This window comes from Streptococcus cristatus AS 1.3089 (assembly GCF_000385925.1).
GTDB lineage: Bacteria > Bacillota > Bacilli > Lactobacillales > Streptococcaceae > Streptococcus > Streptococcus cristatus_B.
The window spans coordinates 1,775,599-1,794,879 of sequence record NC_021175.1 but is presented as its reverse complement, the minus strand read 5'-3'; the positions used below and the strand labels follow the sequence as shown (position 1 = coordinate 1,794,879).

General features: G+C 44.0%; 17 protein-coding genes. 11 read left to right on the top strand and 6 right to left on the bottom strand.

Translation table 11 applies throughout. The features are described 5' to 3' along the window. Nucleotides 1–56 precede the first annotated feature (56 nt). The 8 genes from I872_RS08855 to I872_RS08820 all read left to right on the top strand — a co-directional run bounded on the left by I872_RS08855 (nucleotide 57) and on the right by I872_RS08820 (nucleotide 8,880). Nucleotides 57–1,388, top strand: coding sequence for an alanine/glycine:cation symporter family protein (locus tag I872_RS08855; RefSeq protein ID WP_015605760.1), 1,332 nt, complete (start codon nucleotides 57–59; stop codon nucleotides 1,386–1,388). A gap of 148 nt (nucleotides 1,389–1,536) precedes the next feature. Then, the gene (gene nrdR / locus I872_RS08850) at nucleotides 1,537–2,010 is read left to right on the top strand and encodes a transcriptional regulator NrdR (protein ID WP_005591110.1); all 474 of its coding nucleotides are present in this window, start codon (nucleotides 1,537–1,539) and stop codon (nucleotides 2,008–2,010) included. Between the two features lie 6 nt (nucleotides 2,011–2,016). Then, complete coding sequence (locus tag I872_RS08845; RefSeq protein WP_015605759.1) at nucleotides 2,017–3,171, top strand: replication initiation and membrane attachment family protein; 1,155 nt, start codon at nucleotides 2,017–2,019, stop codon at nucleotides 3,169–3,171. After that, nucleotides 3,172–4,071 carry a primosomal protein DnaI gene (dnaI, locus tag I872_RS08840; protein WP_015605758.1) on the top strand — a complete coding sequence of 300 codons (900 nt, stop codon included), beginning with the start codon at nucleotides 3,172–3,174 and terminating at the stop codon, nucleotides 4,069–4,071. Further along, nucleotides 4,068–4,784, top strand: a complete 717-nt coding sequence (locus I872_RS08835) for an NADPH-dependent oxidoreductase (protein WP_015605757.1) — start codon at nucleotides 4,068–4,070, stop codon at nucleotides 4,782–4,784. The genes dnaI and I872_RS08835 overlap by 4 nt, the downstream gene beginning before the upstream one ends. A gap of 42 nt (nucleotides 4,785–4,826) precedes the next feature. Beyond that, entirely contained in the window at nucleotides 4,827–6,137 is a 1,311-nt protein-coding gene (gene der / locus I872_RS08830; protein WP_015605756.1) for a ribosome biogenesis GTPase Der, read from the top strand. 287 nt (nucleotides 6,138–6,424) lie between these two features. Beyond that, nucleotides 6,425–7,603, top strand: a complete 1,179-nt coding sequence (locus I872_RS08825; protein WP_015605755.1) for a hydroxymethylglutaryl-CoA synthase — start codon at nucleotides 6,425–6,427, stop codon at nucleotides 7,601–7,603. Next, nucleotides 7,600–8,880 (top strand): hydroxymethylglutaryl-CoA reductase, degradative, encoded by a 1,281-nt coding sequence (locus I872_RS08820; protein ID WP_015605754.1) that lies wholly within the window; start codon nucleotides 7,600–7,602, stop codon nucleotides 8,878–8,880. Before I872_RS08825 ends, I872_RS08820 begins: the two co-directional genes overlap by 4 nt. A 171-nt stretch (nucleotides 8,881–9,051) precedes the next feature. On the opposite strand, the gene I872_RS08815 is transcribed toward I872_RS08820, so the two are convergent. The 3 genes from I872_RS08815 to pflB form a co-directional block, all read right to left on the bottom strand. Further along, nucleotides 9,052–9,510 carry a threonine/serine exporter family protein gene (locus tag I872_RS08815; protein ID WP_015605753.1) on the bottom strand — a complete coding sequence of 153 codons (459 nt, stop codon included), beginning with the start codon at nucleotides 9,508–9,510 and terminating at the stop codon, nucleotides 9,052–9,054. 4 nt (nucleotides 9,511–9,514) lie between these two features. Further along, nucleotides 9,515–10,288: a threonine/serine exporter family protein gene (locus I872_RS08810; RefSeq protein ID WP_015605752.1), complete on the bottom strand. Its 774-nt coding sequence runs from the start codon at nucleotides 10,286–10,288 to the stop codon at nucleotides 9,515–9,517. A 117-nt stretch (nucleotides 10,289–10,405) separates the two neighbouring features. After that, nucleotides 10,406–12,721, bottom strand: coding sequence for a formate C-acetyltransferase (pflB, locus tag I872_RS08805; protein WP_015605751.1), 2,316 nt, complete (start codon nucleotides 12,719–12,721; stop codon nucleotides 10,406–10,408). A 354-nt stretch (nucleotides 12,722–13,075) separates the two neighbouring features. Between pflB and dinB the strand changes: the two genes are divergently transcribed. Next, entirely contained in the window at nucleotides 13,076–14,140 is a 1,065-nt protein-coding gene (dinB, locus tag I872_RS08800) for a DNA polymerase IV (RefSeq protein WP_015605750.1), read from the top strand. Nucleotides 14,141–14,282: 142 nt separating this feature from the next. Here dinB and recD2 read toward each other — a convergent pair whose 3' ends face one another. The 3 genes from recD2 to rnhC all read right to left on the bottom strand — a co-directional run bounded on the left by recD2 (nucleotide 14,283) and on the right by rnhC (nucleotide 18,264). Continuing rightward, nucleotides 14,283–16,667: an SF1B family DNA helicase RecD2 gene (recD2, locus tag I872_RS08795; RefSeq protein WP_015605749.1), complete on the bottom strand. Its 2,385-nt coding sequence runs from the start codon at nucleotides 16,665–16,667 to the stop codon at nucleotides 14,283–14,285. Nucleotides 16,668–16,743: 76 nt separating this feature from the next. After that, complete coding sequence (lepB, locus tag I872_RS08790) at nucleotides 16,744–17,376, bottom strand: signal peptidase I (protein WP_015605748.1); 633 nt, start codon at nucleotides 17,374–17,376, stop codon at nucleotides 16,744–16,746. Between the two features lie 3 nt (nucleotides 17,377–17,379). Beyond that, on the bottom strand, nucleotides 17,380–18,264 hold the full coding sequence (rnhC, locus tag I872_RS08785; RefSeq protein WP_015605747.1) for a ribonuclease HIII: 885 nt from the start codon (nucleotides 18,262–18,264) through the stop codon (nucleotides 17,380–17,382). Nucleotides 18,265–18,488: 224 nt separating this feature from the next. On the opposite strand from rnhC, the gene I872_RS08780 reads away from it, so the two are divergent. Then, nucleotides 18,489–18,662 carry a class IIb bacteriocin, lactobin A/cerein 7B family gene (locus tag I872_RS08780; RefSeq protein ID WP_041826837.1) on the top strand — a complete coding sequence of 58 codons (174 nt, stop codon included), beginning with the start codon at nucleotides 18,489–18,491 and terminating at the stop codon, nucleotides 18,660–18,662. A 68-nt stretch (nucleotides 18,663–18,730) separates the two neighbouring features. Further along, on the top strand, nucleotides 18,731–18,958 hold the full coding sequence (locus I872_RS08775; protein WP_231913924.1) for a hypothetical protein: 228 nt from the start codon (nucleotides 18,731–18,733) through the stop codon (nucleotides 18,956–18,958). Nucleotides 18,959–19,281 lie beyond the last annotated feature (323 nt).

Genomic DNA, 19,281 nt, shown 5'->3' with positions numbered 1-19,281 from the left:
ACATGTGTAAACATGTACTTTTCTTTTTCTCGGTGTGGAAAAGGAGCATAAGACTTATGTTGAAGTTGCTGAATCAAATTGATTCTTTGGTCTGGGGGCCTCCCCTTTTGATTTTATTGGTTGGAACGGGAATTTATCTGACTCTTCGTCTGAGGTTGCTACAGATTTCGCGTCTTTCTCGAGCCTTTCGCTTAATTTTTGTATCCGGAGAGGATCACCATGGAGACGTGTCAAGCTTTGCTGCTCTTTGTACAGCATTGGCAGCCACGGTTGGAACGGGGAATATTATCGGTGTTGCGACGGCCATAAAAGTTGGTGGACCGGGTGCCTTGTTTTGGATGTGGTTAGCTGCTTTCTTTGGAATGGCAACCAAGTATGCCGAAGGTTTATTAGCGATTAAGTATCGTTCCAAGGATGCCCACGGAGCAGTTGCTGGTGGCCCCATGCACTATATTCTGTTGGGAATGGGAGAAAAATGGCGTCCGCTAGCCATCTTCTTTGCTGTTGCGGGTGTCTTGGTAGCTCTTTTAGGTATTGGAACCTTTACGCAGGTCAACTCCATCACAGAAGCCATGCATAATACTATTCAGCTACCTTCAGCTATGACAGCCTTTATCTTGGCTATTTTGGTGGCTTTGGTTATTTTCAGCGGCATTCAGTCCATTGCGCGAGTGTCGACCAAGGTTGTGCCTTTTATGGCAGCTATTTATATCTTGGGAACCATAACCATTTTGCTTCTTAACTTTGATCGGCTTGGGGCAACTTTGCAGCTGGTCTTCACTTCTGCCTTTAGTCAAACAGCAGCGGTGGGCGGCTTTGCTGGTGCAAGCATGCGGATGGCCATTCAAAATGGGGTAGCTCGTGGCGTCTTTTCAAATGAATCGGGCCTAGGATCAGCTCCTATTGCGGCAGCGGCAGCTAAGACTAAGGAACCTGTCGAGCAAGGCTTGATTTCGATGACGGGAACCTTTATTGATACCCTCATTATTTGTAGCTTAACTGGTCTGACAATCTTAGTCACTGGCGTTTGGAATAGTGATTTGAACGGCGTTAGATTGACACAAGCGGCATTTTCTACAGTATTCTCTAGTTTCGGTCCTGTTCTTCTCACTATTTTTCTGGTTCTTTTCGCCTTTACCACGATTTTAGGCTGGAACTACTACGGTGAGCGTTGTTTTGAGTTCCTGTTTGGTGTCAAATATATTCGCTTGTACCGAATCATCTTTGTCGCTATGGTGCTCTTAGGAGGCTTTATCGAGTTAGAAGCAGTTTGGGTTATTGCCGATATTGTCAATGCCTTGATGGCCTTGCCAAATCTGATTGCTCTTTTGGTCTTATCTCCTGTTATTATTGCTGAGACCAAAAAGTATTTTGACAAAAAGGGCTGAGTTTTTAGTTGCTGGATTTTTGAAAGAAGATTACCTTGCTAAAGCTGCTTTGTCAGCTTTAGTTTTTTTATGGGCGAGAAATCTCTCGTCTTTTGTTATTGGTCAAAACATGGTATAATGAAGTATTAAGATTCTAGGAGGAAATGACATGCGTTGTCCCAAATGTGGCGGAAGCAAATCAAGTGTGGTTGACAGCCGGCAGGCAGAAGATGGAAATACAATCCGTCGTCGCCGTGAATGCGAGGAATGCCAGCATCGTTTTACAACTTATGAGCGCGTGGAAGAAAGAACCCTAGTCGTTGTCAAAAAAGATGGAACGCGTGAGCAATTTTCTCGGGATAAGATCTTTAACGGAATCATCCGCTCCGCCCAGAAGCGTCCGGTATCAAGTGATGAGATTGAAGAATTGGTCAATCGGATTGAGCAAAAGCTCCGCAGTCAGAGTGAAAATGAGATTGCTAGCGAATATATTGGCTCTCTGGTTATGGATGAGCTGGCCGAACTGGATGAAATTACCTATGTCCGTTTTGCCAGTGTTTATCGGAGTTTCAAAGATGTTGGCGAGCTGGAAAGCCTTTTGAAGCAGATTACCAAGGGTTCTAAGAAGAAAAAGGAAAAATAATGGCTTATGAAACCAAATGATCATTTTTCTTTCTTGTCTAATAACCAGGTCAGTCAAGATATGAGCGGGCTGGCCCGTTATTATCTACCCATTGTGGGTAAGGATGCAGTGGCACTTTATCTTTATCTGGTTTCTTTTTGGGATAATGGAGCTCAGCAGCGACTTTTCAGTCATATTTTAAATCATCTTGATTTTGGTATGGAAGTGTTGGAGAGAAGTTTGGAGCGCCTATCAGCTATTGGGTTGCTAGAGCTTTTCCAGACTGAGACGGGGTTTTCCATCCGACTCTATCCAACCTTGTCTGCTGAGGACTTCTTTGCTCATCATGTGTACAGTAGTCTTTTGGAGAAAAAGATTGGTCAGGCGGCGGTAGATAAGCTACGACCGGAAAATCCAGCTGGGCAAAAGATCAGTCCTTCTTTTAGCCAGATTTATGGCATGGATGACGTCAGTCCGACGAGAACTAGTCGCCAAAATGATTTTGATTTGACGCATTTTAAACAGAGAATGGCCCAGGATGGCTTGCGTTTTGCAGATGAAAAAACGGACCTCTTGGACTTGTTTGCCATTGCGGAGCAGAAGAAATGGACTTGGTATGAGACTTATGTCTTAGCGCGTGATACGGCTGTGTCGCATGTGATTTCAACGAAAAGGATGCAGCAAAAAATTCAGCAAAAGCCAGTTTCGGGAGACTTTTCTCCGCAAGAGCAGTCTATTATTCGTGAGGCCAAAAGCAAGCAGCCCTTGCTCTTTTTGGCCGAAATCAAGAAAACCCGCCAAGCGGCCATTACGCGTAGTGAACGGAAGCTGATTCAGGATTTGGCAGAGATGGGACTTTTGGATGAAGTTATCAATATCATCCTGCTCTTGACTTTTAATAAGGTGGATTCGGCCAATCTCAATGAGAAGTATGCCCTCAAGGTGGCCAATGACTTTTCTTATCAAAAGGTGACCTCGGCTGAAGAGGCGGTCCTGAAAATCCGCGAGCGCAACCAGCAGACGAATAGTCGTCCTGCGCAAGTCAGCCCAGCTTCTGCTAAAAGCAATGTGCCGAATTGGAGTCAGCCAGATTACAAAAATGAAACTAGCTTAGAAAAACAAGCGGAACTAGAGGAACAAAAAAGAAGACTTTTAGCAAGACTGGAAGAGGGAGGCGATTAAATGGAAAAAATAGGACAGGCGATGCCTCATATGAATAAGGTGAAGCAATTTGATTATCAAAAATTAGTCCAGCAGATTTTAGCAGATCCAGATATCGCTGCCTTTATCAGTCGAGAACAACTGTCTCCAACCGAAATTCAGCGGAGCATTTCTAAGTTCAATCAATACATTACAGAACGCGATCGCTTCCTGCTAGAAGATCAGAACTATATTGCCAAGGGTTATAAGCCGATTTTGGTGAAAAATGAAGGCTATGCGGATGTTGCCTATGAGGAAACGCCTGAGTTGATTGAGCAGGAGAGACAGGAAACGATTAGAAGCCGTCTCAACCTTATCAATCTGCCAGCCAGTTTAAAAGAGGCTAGTTTGGCCAAAGTGGATTTAGACGATGTCGGTCGCTACAAAGCTTTCGAGTTCTTGACCAGTTTTGTTGCGGACTTTCCGCATTATCAAAAGGCTGTTTATCTCTACGGAGATTTCGGCGTGGGTAAGAGCTACATGATGGCTGCTCTGGCGCATGATTTGTCAGAAAAGCGCAGTGTCTCAACGACTCTTCTCCACTATCCGAGCTTTGTTTTGGATGTTAAAAATGCGATCAGTTCTGGCTTGGTCAAGGACAAAATTGACCAGGTCAAGACAGCTCAAGTGCTGATTTTGGACGATATCGGTGCTGAGCAGTCTAGTCCATGGATGCGGGATGAGATTTTGCAGGTTATCCTCCAGCACCGTATGCAGGAAAATCTGCCGACTTTCTTCACTTCTAACTTTAGTTTTGCAGATTTGGAACGTCACTTTGCCAACTCTAAGAATGGCGATGAGACTTGGCAGGCTAAGCGGGTTATGGAGCGGATTAAGTTTTTAGCTCAAGAAGTACACCTAGAAGGAGAGAATCGCCGATGAATGAAACAATTAAGTTGATGAAAGCTCATACGTCTGTTCGCCGTTTTACGGAGGAGCAGATTTCGGATAAGGAATTACGTGCTATTATCGATGCTGGACGTGCTGCTTCCAGTTGGAAAAACTTCCAGTCCTACTCTATCATCGTGGTGCGCAGCCAGGAGAAAAAAGAGGCTCTTTTTGACTTAGTTCCGCAGAAAGCAATTCTTCAGGCATCAGTCTTTTTGCTCTTTGTAGGAGACCTCAATCGAGCTAAAAAGGGAGCTGCGCTACATACAGAAGATTTTTATCCGGAGGGAACTGAAAATATCCTCATTAGCTCGGTAGATGCTGCTTTGGCAGGGCAAAATACCCTCTTGGCAGCTGAAAGTCTGGGTTATGGCGGCGTTATTATTGGTTTAGTTCGCTACGAAGCTTCAAAAATTGCCCAGCTATTTAATCTGCCAGACTATACTTATCCAGTTTTTGGTATGGCTTTAGGAAAACCAAATCAAAACCATGCTGTCAAGCCACGCCTGCCCTATGAAGCGGTGGTCTTTGAGGCAGAATACTGTGAGCAGGGAAGCTCAGTTATCGAGGCCTATGACCGTGTGCAGGCTGAGTATGCTGGTGAGCGAGCACAGGATACTTGGAGCCAGCGTTTGGCAGCTCAATTTGGTCAGGAGCCGAATCAAGCGATTGACCAACTGTTCAAAGAAAAGAAATTAGAAAATTAAGGCGGAGCTCTGCTCTGTCCCAAAGAATGAAAGAGGGAAAACATGGCTTTACCAACTATTGCCATTGTCGGCCGTCCTAATGTCGGCAAATCAACGCTTTTTAATCGGATTGCGGGAGAGCGGATTTCCATTGTCGAAGACGTGGAAGGGGTTACCCGTGACCGAATCTATGCGACGGCAGATTGGCTGAATCGTAAGTTCAGTATCATTGATACGGGCGGAATTGACGATGTTGATGCGCCTTTTATGGAGCAAATCAAACACCAAGCTGAGATTGCTATGGACGAGGCTGATGTCATCGTTTTTGTTGTGTCTGGCAAGGAAGGCATCACTGATGCGGACGAGTATGTGGCTCGCATGCTTTATAAGACTCACAAACCGATTATTTTAGCAGTCAATAAGGTGGATAATCCCGAGATCCGCAATGAAATCTATGATTTCTATGCACTGGGCTTGGGCGATCCATTCCCAGTATCTTCTGTCCACGGGATCGGCACAGGGGATGTTCTGGATGCTATCGTCGAAAATCTTCCTCACGAGGAAGTAGTTGAAAATCCTGATATGATTAAGTTTAGTCTGATTGGCCGTCCTAATGTCGGTAAGTCTAGCTTGATCAATGCCATCTTGGGTGAGGATCGGGTCATTGCCAGTCCAGTGGCTGGTACAACACGCGATGCTATTGATACGGTCTTTACGGACAGTGAAGGTCAGGAATTTACCATGATCGACACGGCTGGTATACGCAAGTCAGGCAAGGTCTATGAAAATACAGAGAAATACTCTGTTATGCGGGCTATGCGGGCAATCGATCGCTCAGATGTCGTTCTGATGGTGCTGAATGCTGAAGAAGGAATTCGTGAGTACGACAAGCGAATCGCTGGCTTCGCCCATGAAGCAGGAAAAGGAATGATCATCGTCGTAAATAAGTGGGATACGCTGGAAAAAGACAACCATACCATGAAAGACTGGGAAGAAGATATTCGCGACCAGTTCCAGTACTTGTCTTATGCGCCGATTATCTTTGTTTCTGCCTTGACCAAGCAGCGTCTCCATAAGCTGCCGGCTATGATTAAGCAAATCAGTCAGAGTCAGAATACCCGTATTCCATCAGCGGTGCTTAATGATGTCATCATGGATGCTATCGCCATTAATCCGACACCGACTGACAAGGGCAAACGTCTCAAGATTTTTTATGCGACTCAGGTTGCGACCAAACCGCCGACCTTTGTCATCTTTGTCAACGAAGAAGAGCTTATGCACTTCTCATACCTGCGTTTCTTGGAAAATCAAATCCGCAAGGCCTTTGTCTTTGAAGGAACACCGATTCACTTGATTGCAAGGAAACGGAAGTAGGACTCGCTTCAGCCTGTTTACAAAGAAAACAAGGTATATTGCAAGGAGTTTATGGAGGGAGGCTTATCCTTAAATCCATAAACTTGCTAGCTCAAAATTTGGAATAGATTGATGAGGGAAACTGAATTGGAAAAATTGGGTTTCTCTTATTTTTTGATGATGAGCTTTCTCCGTCTCAAGTCGGATTTGGGATTAAAAATGGTTTTTAAAAGAGTTTTAGCCTTAATTATGGTAAAATAGTGTCTGAATACTATTAGCTATCAAATGAATTGAATGAGGTCTTTATGATGAAAATCGGAATCGATCAAATCGGTTTTGCGACCAGCAATTATGTTTTAAAATTAGATCATCTGGCTGAGGAGCGGGGCATTGATCCCAACAAGCTCAGCAAGGGATTATTGATGAAGGAGATCAGCATTGCTCCTTTAACTGAGGATATTGTCACTCTGGGCGCGACAGCAGCTGAACAAATCTTGACCGTAGAGGATAAGCAGGTCATTGATATGGTCATTGTCGCAACGGAGTCTAGCATCGACCAAAGTAAGGCGGCTTCGGTCTTTATTCACGGTCTTTTGGGGATCCAGCCCTTTGCTCGTAGCTTTGAAATGAAGGAAGCCTGCTACGCTGGAACTGCTGCTCTAGACTATGCCAAGCTACATATCAAACAATATCCAGAAAGCAAGGTCTTGGTCATCGCTAGTGATATTGCAAAATACGGGATAGAGGCGCCAGGCGAGCCGACTCAAGGTGCAGGCGCAATCGCTATGCTGATCAGTCAAAATCCACGAATCCTGGAGTTCAACGATGACAATGTGGCCCAGACTCGTGATATTATGGATTTCTGGCGACCAAATTATTCTACGACTCCTTATGTCAATGGTGTCTACTCAACCCAGCAGTATTTGGATTGCCTTGAGACAACTTGGAAGGAATATCAAAAGCGTCATGGCTTAGCTCTAGCCGACTTTGCAGCGGTCTGTTTCCATCTTCCTTATCCTAAATTGGCACTCAAAGGTTTAAATAAAATTATGGATCAGAGCTTGTCTCAGGAAGAGCAGAGAAAACTGCAAGAAAACTTTGATAAGTCTATTCTTTATAGCCAAAAGGTTGGAAACATCTACACAGGCTCGCTCTTTTTGGGGCTCTTGTCCCTTTTAGAAAACTCTGAAAATCTCAAGGCTGGTGACAAGATTGCTCTCTTTAGTTATGGTAGCGGTGCTGTCGCTGAGATTTTCAGTGCTAATCTGGTAGAAGGTTATGAAAAACAACTGACGACTCATCGCTTGGAGCAATTGAATCAACGTCAGGAACTGACAGTTGCCACCTATGAAGAGCTTTTCTTTGCAGAAGCCCAGCTGGATGAAAACGGCTCAGCTGTCTTTTCTGGCTATGATGACCAAGTTTACGCCTTGGTTCAAATAGACCAACACCAGCGCAAGTATATCAAAGTTGAGAAACCATCATGAAAATAAATTGGACTGGATTTTCTAAAAAGACACCTGCAGAGCGGCTAGAGTTTCTAAAAGCCCATGAGCTACTCCAGGATGAGAATTGGCAGAATCTTGCTAATCAATACTATCTGCCGTTGGAGACAGCCAATCAAATGAGTGAAAATGTGCTTTCTATTCTGGCTTTGCCTTATTCGATTGCACCGGACTTTCTCATAGATGAGCAGGTTTATCAGGTACCCTTTGTAACAGAGGAGCCTTCTGTCGTTGCTGCTGCTAGTTTTGCAGCAAAAATCATCAAGCGCAGCGGTGGTTTCAAGACCAAGATTCATAATCGCCAGATGATTGGACAGGTCGCGCTCTATGATGTACCTGATGTAGCTAAAGCTCTAGAGCAGATTCAAAATGAAAAGTCAGCTTTATTAAAATTGGCGAATCAAGCCCATCCTTCCATCGTCAAGCGAGGTGGTGGGGCGCGTGAATTGCGAACGGATTTCCTGGAGGGAGAGACAGATTTTCTAGTCGTCTACCTTGTCGTGGATACCCAGGAAGCCATGGGCGCCAATATCCTTAATACGATGCTAGAAGCCCTAAAAGAACGGTTAGAGGAGATAACAGGTGGGCAGAGCCTGATGGCCATCTTATCTAACTATGCGACTGAGGCGCTCGTAACAGCTTCTTGTGAAATTGATTTCCACTCACTCAGTCGAGACAAGGCAGAAGCTGAACGCACTGCCCAAAGAATCGTTCTAGCCAGTCAGTTTGCAAAGCAGGATCCTTATCGGGCCAGCACGCATAATAAAGGGATTTTTAACGGAATTGATGCAGTTCTTTTGGCGACAGGAAATGATTGGCGGGCCATTGAAGCAGGAGCTCATGCCTATGCTGCTCACGATGGCGCCTACCAAGGTTTGAGTCAGTGGGAGGTCGATCTAGAAGAAGAAAAGCTCTATGGCCAGTTGACTCTACCCATGCCTGTTGCGGCCAAGGGAGGCTCCATTGGGCTTAATCCAATGGTTGTCGCCAGTTTTGATTTATTAGGGCAACCGACAGCCAAAGAATTAGCTTCGATTGTCGTCTCTGTCGGCTTAGCGCAAAATTTTGCGGCCTTGAGAGCACTGGTGACCACGGGAATTCAGGCTGGCCACATGAAACTCCAAGCTAAATCTCTAGCTTTATTGGCAGGTGCTCAGGAAGATGAGATTGCTGCTGTTGTTGCAGAACTTCTCAAAGAGAAGCAATTCAATCAGGCAAAAGCTAAGGAAATTCTAACCAAAATGCGTAAAGAAAAATGAGAGTGGGACAGAAATCGGTAATTCGTTAGAATTCGATTTCGTCGTCCCACCTCCGCACAGTTGAGTAGGGCTTTAAAAGCTGATGGAATCAGCGTAATAGAGCCCACTCAACCACTGCGTCTTGCTCGACAATCCAAAGACAATTGAGAGGCTAGGACTTTTGTCCCAGCCTCATTTTTTATAGTGAAGAGGATGTTTCTTAAGGTAGCTGTAGATCTTTAAGACGACAGTCCCGCTAGCCATCCCGATAGAGATGACCAAGGCTAGGATGACGACCAAGGTAGCATTGACCATAGCATGACTGTAATCACCTGTCACAAAGAAGGCAGTTGTCCGGTAAGAAATATATCCAGGTACTAGAGGCGCTAGAATAGCCAAAATAAAGACGACAGCTGGCGTTCTGTAGATGATGCTGAGGATTTGGCTGGCACAGGAACCAATGATAGCAGCCACAAAGGTTGCTATGATGACATTGGTCGGTCCCTTGAGTAGGAGATAGAGTAGCCAAGTGGACATTCCTAAGACTCCGCCGGGAATCAGCATACTCCGCTGGACATTTAGAACGATTAGAAAAGTGATGATGGCCAGTAGGCTGGCAAGGGCTTGCAGTAAGAAAGTCAAGATTGTCATAGGCTTATTTCATAATAAGGAGGGCGACAGAGGTACCTGCACCAAGAGCAAGGGTAATGAGGAGCGATTCAAAGAGCTTGCTCATCCCAGAATTGATATGGCTGGTCATGATGTCACGCACAGAGTTGGTCAGGGCGATTCCTGGGACGAAGGGCATGACAGCTCCTGCGATAATCAAGTCTGCTGTTGAATCGAAGCCTGAGTAGCGAGCCCAAATCTGAGCCAATAATCCGAAGACGAAAGCCCCAGCAAAGGCTGATACGAAAGGAATCCGAATATATTTATCGACATAAAGGGAGAAAGAAAAGCCAAATAGGGTTGCTATACCAGCCCCAAGAGCATCGTAAAAATTTCCACCGAACATGATTGAAAAGAAGGGCGCACTGAGCGTAGCAGCTGTAATCAGCTCTTTTTCGCTATAAGGAAGCTTTTTTATTTTAAGTTCCTTTAGTTGTTCAAGCGCTTCTTCCAAATTGATTGCTCCACTGACTAATTGCCGAGAAACCTGATTGACATCACAGACTTTCTCGATATTATAGTTCGTATGGATATTTCGTTTCATTCGAGAAATATTGGTATTTTCAATGGAAAAGAATACGGCAACTGGCATGGCCAAGGCATTGCAGTCCATGATGCCCTGCGAATGGGCGATCCGGATCATGGTGTCTTCGACCCGATAAATCTCTGAACCACTTTGTAGTAGCAAAGTCCCAGCTAGCATGATAACATCGACGGCCAGATTAAGATTTTTTTCATCTGTAGACATTTTCTCAGCCATTGCATCCCCTTTTTCGTTTCACAATAACTCTATTATAACACAAATGCCCCAAGCTATCTCTATAAATCAAAATAAAACCAGCTGATTTTCAGCTGGTTTTACAATTAGGAAAGAGGTTTAGCTAAGTGCATCATCCATTGAAAGGACTTCGTGGAAGACACGTTGTGTTAATTCAGTCTTTTGCTCTGGAGTGAGATATTTAGTGTTTACACAGTAACCTGAGATACGAACGATAACGTCTTCACCAGACATGATCTTGTCGTAAACATCTTGCAAGTCCATAACGTTCAAGTTAACGTGTTGTCCACCGTTTTCGAAGTAACCATCAAGGATTGTTACCAAGTTATCCACTTGTTCATCACGAGTCTTACCAAGAGCACGTGGAGAAACTTGAGTTGTCAACGAGATACCGTCAGCCGCGTAACCAAAGTCAAGGCTAGCAAGTGAGTTCAAGTTTTGCAACCATCCACCTTTAGCTTTGTTAGATGGGTTAGCACCTGGTGAGAAGAATTCAAGTTTAGATAAGTTCACTGAACCATCTTCGTTGAGGTATACACCTTTGTGGACTGGTGAGTTACCAGTTTGTTTAGAGTATGCAACGTTAGATGTGATTGTCAAAAGTGATACAGTTGCTTCAGCGTCTTTGTAAAGTTTGTGGCTACGTAGACGTGTAGTGTAAGCTTCGATCAACCATTCTGCCAATTCGTTTGAACGTGGGTCATCTTCACCCCAACGAGGGAAGTCACCGATTGTTTCGTAATCGTAGATGTAGCCATTTTCATCACGGAGTGGTTTAACAGTTGCGTATTTGATAGCTGACAATGTATCAACAGTGTTAGCAAATCCACAGATACCGAATCCCATGTTAGCACGTTGTTTAGTTGGCAAGAAGGCCATTTGAACAGCTTCGTAGTTGTACTTGTCAGTCATGTAGTGGATGATGTTCAAAGCATCTACGTAGGTGTCAGTCAACCAGTCAAGTGATTTTTCGAAGTTCGCTTTAACTGATTCAAATTCAAGAACTTCATCACGGATAGGATCGATGTCAAATACTTTGTAGTCTTTATGTACATCATCGTAACCACCGTTCAAACCAGTAAGAAGAGCTTTCAAAACGTTTACACGAGCACCGAAGTACTGGATGTTGTGGCGTTGTTCTTCGTTTTCTGGGTCAAGTGGAGACACACAACATGAGATACAGCTCATTTCACCATATCCGTCTTTAGCCATTGTTGTTACACCTTCGTATTGGATAGAAGAGTGTTTGTGGCTCATGTGCATACAGTAGCGACGGAATGAATATGGCAATTTGTCAGTCCAAAGAACCGTCAAGTTTGGCTCTGGAGAGTTACCGATGTTGTCAAGTGTGTTCAAGAAACGGTAGTCCATCTTAGTAACACGGTGACGACCGTCGTTACCCATACCTGCCATAGAAGTAGTGATGAAGGTTGGGTCACCAGAGTAAAGTTGGTCGTAAGATTTTGTACGAGCAAATTTCACTGTACGAAGTTTCATAACGAAATCATCGACAAATTCTTGGATTTCTGATTCAGTGTAAGTACCGCGAGCCAAGTCACGTTCTGCGTAGATGTCAAGAACGATAGGCACACGTCCAAGAGAAGTAGCAGCACCGTTGATAACACGGCAGACAGCCATGAAGGCGATGTTAGTCCATTGGATAGCTTCTTTAACGTCAAAGGCAGGACGGCGAACATCAACTCCGTAAAGGTCACCAAGTTTTACAACTTCACCGAGTGCTTGGTATTGCAAGTTGATTTCTTCGCGCAGACGGATTGTTTCTTCATCAATATCAGTCAAACCGTTCCAGTCGCGAACTTTTTCAGCCATGAGGTAGTCAGCTCCATAGAGAGCAAGACGTGCGTAAACACCGATGATACGTCCACGTGAGTAAGCATCTGGAAGACCAGTTACAGTGTGGGCGTGACGAGCACGGCGGATGTTAGAAGTGTAAGCACGGAAAATACCGTCATTTACTGTTGTAACATATTTAGTAAAGATTTCATGAACAGCAGGATCTGGTTCGTATCCATTTTCTTTCAAAGTAGTTTCAGCCATACGGATACCACCTTTTGGCATGAAGTTCAATTTGAAGAGTTCGTCATTTTGGATACCGTAAATCAGTTCGTTGTCCTTGTCAATGTAACCAGCGTCGATACCAGCAATAGATGTTGGACGAGTGTCCATTGGGAAACGAGTTTCTTCGTAGTGAGCTTTTGTTTCTTCTACGATTTTCTTGATGTGGAGTGAGCGTTCAGTAGGACCTGCCAAGAAGCTTTCATCTCCGTCATAAGGTGTGTAGTTAGCTTGAACGAAGCGAGAAACGCTTGCTTTTTCTTTCCAGTCTTCACCTTGGAAACCTTCCCAAGCTTTGTCGAAAATATCTTGAGCTTCAACAACTGTTTTAACAACCATTAGATTTTCCTCTTTATTCTAGCAACATAAACTGTTACATTTATAATTAAAGTATATCACAAGGTAATCGGTTTCACAAACGAATTTTATCGCTAAAAGGGGCTTTCTTTTATAATACAGTTCGTTGTTTTGGCATAAACTGTCTTATAATTTTGAAAATGTAAATGAAAATAGTAGGAAGATTTTGACAAACCTAGTTGCAGGATATTTGTTTTCCATTTTATTTTGATCATACTTACCTAGGATTGAAAGTTTCTTGCTTTCTCTGGTCTTACTTTTGGATAAAAATCCTTTGAAACTTGCTTTAAAAATGATAAAATTTCTTAAAGAGCTATTCTACCTATAGGAGACGCCATGCTAATTTTTCCGCTAATCAATGATACATCGCGAAAGATCATTCATATTGATATGGATGCTTTTTTTGCTTCGATCGAAGAGCGGGACAATCCAAAGCTTAAGGGGAAGCCAGTTATTATCGGTAGTGATCCGCGTCAGACGGGTGGACGTGGCGTGGTTTCGACCTGTAATTACGAAGCTAGAAAGTTTGGAGTTCATTCGGCTATGAGCTCCAAGGAAGCCTATGAGCGCTGCCCGCAGGGAATTTTTATCTCGGGGAATTACGAAAAATATCAGGCGGTTGGCTTGCAGATCCGAGAGATTTTTAAGCGCTATACGGATAAAATTGAGCCTATGAGTATCGACGAGGCCTATCTGGACGTGACAGAAAATAAGCTAGGGCTTAAATCTGCGGTCAAGATAGCCAAGCTGATCCAGCATGATATCTGGAATGAACTGCAGCTGACGGCTTCTGCAGGCGTTTCTTATAATAAGTTTCTGGCCAAGATTGCTAGTGATTATGAGAAGCCGCACGGTCTGACTGTCATTCTGCCCGAGGAGGCAGAGGCCTTTCTAGCGTCCATGGATATTGCTAAGTTTCATGGAGTTGGCAAGAAGAGTGTCGAGAAACTGCATGATATGGGGGTCTATACTGGCGCGGATTTGCTCAAGATACCGGAAATGACCTTGATTGATAGGTTCGGTCGCTTTGGCTTTGATCTTTACCGAAAAGCGCGCGGCATCAGCAATAGCCCGGTCAAGTCCAATCGTATCCGTAAGTCTATCGGTAAGGAGCGGACCTATGCCAAACTGCTCTATGGTGAGGAGGACATCAAGAAAGAGCTGTCCCGCTTGGCGGCTAAGGTGACTCTCAGCTTAGAGAAACACCAAAAAGCTGGTAAGACAGTTGTTCTCAAAATCCGCTATGCTGACTTTTCAACCCTAACCAAGAGGAGAACCTTGGAGCAAGAAACGAGTGAGGTCGAAGTAATTGAGCGGGTCGGCCATGAAATCTACGACAGTCTGGAAGAGCATCAGCGAGGCGTCCGTTTGTTAGGACTGACAGTGACGGGGTTTAAATAAGACAGAAAAGAGTCTTAGACAATTTGTCCCAGACTCTAGTTTTATAGGAAATAGTTGATAAAGCACCCTTGGTCGAATCTGACCAAAGAACAACCTTGCGAGGTTTTCCTAGTAAGCTTCTGTGACAGCTCAAAAGGTAGATCTAGGCATCTGTTTCTATTTGGTTGACATTGCCAAATATACTGTGGATATCTTCCTCAGTCAATCCGATTAAAGGATCGATTGTTAGGAAATTTTCCTCAGTTAAGATATAGTTTTCAACAGGTGGTTCGGCGTTATCAACAGGAGTGTGGATAATTTCTTGGGGATTTCCAACATCTCCAAAACGTTGAATCAGATAGGTTTTGCGAGCTGTACCGGTATTTTTTACGGCGTAGTCAAAGGCTGACCTTTCCCCAAGTAGGATCAGTTTGCTCTTGGCTCGGGTAATGGCTGTGTAGACCAGATTGCGCTGGAGCATGCGGTGGCTGCTTCGGGTAATGGGAAGGATGACCACGGGAAACTCGCTGCCTTGAGACTTGTGGATGCTCATGGCATAGGCTAGGCGGATTTTGTACCATTCGCTGCGCTGATAGCTAATCTCGTTGCCGTCAAAGTTGATGGTCAGTTCGTCCTGCTTGGATTCGGTGTACTTAGCTGGCAGCAGGTCGGTGATATAGCCCAAGTCACCGTTAAAGACATTGCATTCAGCATCATTGACGAGATGGATGACCCGATCTCCCTGTCGATATTGGCAGTCAGGTGCCTCAAAGGTTAGCTGATCTTTTTCCACAGGATTGATGAGATTTTGCATGAGGCTGTTAATCTGGTCAATGCCGGCCTGTCCGCGGTACATGGGAGCCAGCACTTGCACATCCTGAGCTGGGATGCCGCTGCGAATAGCTGCGCTGGTAATTCGTTCGATCATGGGTGAGATGTGTTCATTTCGAGCTTCAAAATAAGAGCGATCTGCTTTTTTCTCAGTAAAATCTGCTGGCAGCAGTCCTTTTTGGATCTGACTAGCCAGAGTGACAATGGTCGAATCTTGACTCTGACGGTAAATTTTTTCCAGCTTGGTTTGGGGGATGCTCGGTATTTGCAGTAGGTCAGCTAATACCTGACCGGGACTGACAGAGGGCAACTGCTCTGCATCTCCGACCAAGAGCAATTTGGTGTTGGAGGAGATGTTGCTGAGGAGCTGGTTGGCTAGCCAAGTATCCACCATAGAAAATTCGTCCACGATGATAAAGTCAGCATCTAGATAATCATCCAGATGACTGCTGTCATCATCTCCAGTCATACCGAGATGCCGGTGAATCGTAGCACTGGGCAGTCCAGTCAGCTCATTCATACGGCGAGCAGCCCGACCAGTTGGAGCAGCTAGAAGAATGGGCAAATCGGCCTTCTTTTTCAAATCCAAGCCTCGAAGCTGGCTGTAGACGGCAATGATACCATTGATGACGGTTGTTTTGCCTGTTCCTGGTCCACCCGTCAGGATAAAGACTTTTTGTGTGATAGCGTCGAAAATAGCCTGTTTCTGAATACCATCATAGTGGATGCCTAGTTCATCTTCAGCTTGGCTGATGGCACCGAGGATTTTCTCTTCTTCGAATCGATCCTGATGGCCTTTTTCCAAGAGGCGGACCAGATTACTGCGGATGCCTTCTTCGGCAAAGAAGAGACTGTTCTCAAAAATTTTTGTTTCGACATTCTGGACCTTGTCTTCCTCAATCAGGTGAGCCAATTCATTGGCTACCAGACTGGGATCTAGTTCTACTTGACGCGAACTTTCCAAAAGCTCAATAGTATGAGCCAATAGGTCTCTGGCCTCCAAATAGGTGTCGCCAGTTTCCATGGACTGGGTCAGAAGGGTGTGAATCAAGCCAGCCCGAAAACGCTCAGGGGCATCACTCTCAATGCCCAACTGCTGGGCCAACTGATCGGCGATCTTAAAGCCGATGCCTTGGATGTCTTCAACTAGTTGGTAGGGATAGTGCTCGACAACTTCCAGCGTTTCTTCCTTGTAAGTTTCTTGGATTTGAAAGGCTAGTTTGTTAGGAATGCCATAGGCTGCCAGTTTGGCTAAGACCAACTCTGTTCCATAGTTGAGTTGCAGTTTGGCAACAAAGGCTTCTCGATTTTTAGCGGAAAGGCCAGTGATTTCTTTGAGTTTTTCTGGTTCAGCTAAAATCTTGTCAATGGTTTCCTCCCCATAAAGATCCACGATTTTTTGGGCTGTTTTGACGCCGATACCTTTAAAGTGGTCACTGGAAAAATATTTAACCAGCCCCTTGCTAGTTGGTTTTGCGCGCTCATAGCGGGAAATTTTGAGCTGCTGTCCGTACTTGGGATGCTGAACTAGATTGCCCCAAAATGTATAATCTTCACCTTCGATAACATCGGCCATAGTGCCGGTAACGATAATCTCAAAATCATCAAAATCTTCACAATCCGTGTCTTGGATATCCAAGAGGAGAATTCGAAAGAAGTTGCTGGGATTCTCAAAAATGATGCGCTCAATAGTGCCTGAAAAATAAAATTCTGTCATTGTTTATGTATCTGTTTTTAAAAAGCAAACCCAGCTGAGCAATCAACTGAGTTTGAAGGGGTTATACTCTTAAGTATTAGTAAGTCTTAAATGGTAGCAGCGGCCACAATCGGAATTTAGCTTCGCCTTGAATCTGACTGGATTTAAAGGCACCGACCTGACGACTATCCTTGGACACGATGCGATCGTCGCCTAAAAGCAGGTATTCGTCATCTAGGAGCTTGATGGTAAAGACTGGGCTACCTTCCTTGTCCACTGTAAAGGCCTGGGCTTGAGAAGCGAGCTTACGGAAGAAAGTACCGTTGTCCGTATAATCCTTGCCCACATAGGTAGATTGTAGCTTGTCCTTTTGGAATTTCTTGATGTAGTCTGCTAAATAAGGTTCATCAGTTTTCTTACCATTGATATAGAGGGTGTCGTTTTCGTACTGAATGGTATCACCCGGAAGGCCAATCACCCGTTTGACGACTTCTTTCTTTTTACCATCGTCATCCTTTTCGGAGGCTACAACAATATCAAAACGATCAATAGACTGGTGTTTCAAAATCATCAAATACTCACCATTGGCTAAGGTTGGATCCATAGAGTGGCCGTCTACCTTGACAGGTGCCCAGAGCAGCCAGCGAGTGAGTAAGATGACGGAGACAATCAGGGTAAAGACTCCCCACTCCTTGAGGAAGGCACGGAAGTCAAAGCGTTTGTTTTTCATAGTCTACCTTTCTAAGAGCTTTTTAGCTTTTTCTGTATTTTTAAAATGAAGTTTAGCGGTATGCTGGAGGCCAGCCATTCCATAGGCTTGGAGGATCTGGCAAGCAACTTGATCGCTCTTGCTGCCAGCCCCGCTCGGAAGGGTATAGCCAAGCTCTTGACTTAGCTTTTCCAGATTTTCCAAAAAGAGATCGCGAGCGATAATGGAGCTAACAGCGACAGCTAGAAACTTCCCTTCAGCCTTTTCGATGAGGGTAACAGGATTTGGGAAATGATTCTTTTCATTTTGCAGGTATTTATCATAATTCTGCTGGCTGGTAAAGGCATCGATGACAATTTTTTCTGCTGTCAGACCTTTTTGTAATAGCAGATAAATGGCTTGATTGTGAAGAGCCACCTTGACAGATACAGCATTGTAACCAGAGGCAATCACTTCGTTATATTTTTCTGGGGACAAGAGCAGGGCTTGATGTTGGATTTCCTTTTTCAAAATCGGTGCCAACTGCCGAATCTTAAGGTCGGTCAAGGTCTTCGAATCGCCTACACCTAACTTGCGCAAGAAAGCGTGCTGTTCTGGACTGACAAAGGAAGCAACAACTGCTAAACCACCAAAGTAAGAGCCATTTCCGACCTCATCAGTACCGATAAGGGAAATGTTCTGAGAGGTCTTGCTTGTTTCCTCGGCTTGATGGCCGAAAAAAGCAGCATAGTGACCAGCTTTTTCTCCTTGGAAAAGAACCTTGCCAGAAGTATAGATGCTGACAGTTGCCTGGTTCAATTTCAGTAGATATTGGATATACTGATTTTTACTGGGCACAATCTTGTCTCGATATTTCTGGACAAAAGCCTGAATTTCTTCTCGGTTAGGACTTAAAGTAATACTTTCCATAGGCCCTATTGTACCACAAAATGAAACTAGGGAAAATGGGAAAAAGAGGATATTTCAAATATTATAAAAAATTACATATTTTTCTCCTAAACATGACATAAATGTCATGTTGAACCCGTTAGGGTTGTTGTATAATATAGGTGTTGAAGCGATGTTTGAATAAAACTGGCCACAAACAATATATTAACAAGGTTAAAGAAACCTTGTAAAAAAGGAGAACACATATGGAAAACTTTGCTATGATGGACAACCAATTTGTTGCGTTGACTGAAGAAGAAATGATGATGATCGACGGTGGATGGTCATTCTACGGCATCCCTGTTGATATTTTCACAGTATCATTGGCTATTTTGGGTGGCTCATTGGTTTCAGGTTTCTTAGTAGGACTTTTCAACTAATTTAATATTTAAAATAGAAGAAGGTGAATTTTATGAACAAAGATTTTAAATCATTAGATCAAAAATTTATGCCTCTTACTGAAGCTGAATTGGTTGAAGTAGAAGGTGGATGGGTCGGCGGTGACCTTGTACGTGCCGTATTTGATATCGGTCGTGAAGTTGGTCGTGCTGTACGTGGCGTTGCTATTCGTGCATATGGTCGCATCAGAGGTAGAATTGGTTCAAGATCTGGTGGTTCTAGCAATGGTGGCGGTGCTAACAACGGTGGTGCTGCAAGCCCAGACGTTTTTAACTAATATTTTTTGTTTCGACATAAAGCCTCTTGTTCGTCTTGATTTGGACAAGAGGCTTTTTAGTGTAAAAGTTACTTTATGTCTGTTTTTTAAGTAATTTTGTGCTTATATAGAGTAAAACGACTGATACCATTGGAAAAATACGCCACATTAGTGTATGATATAAATACCTACTTTTTTGCTTGCTATGAAAATTTTCCCTCCCTAATTTTGTGTTCGTTTTTTGTTGGAGAGAACTGATAAGCATCGAGTTGGCAAGCAACTACTGTTGAAAAAGTAAGTTCATTATTAGGAGTTTTTTGTGTAGGATTATCCTTCATAAAAAT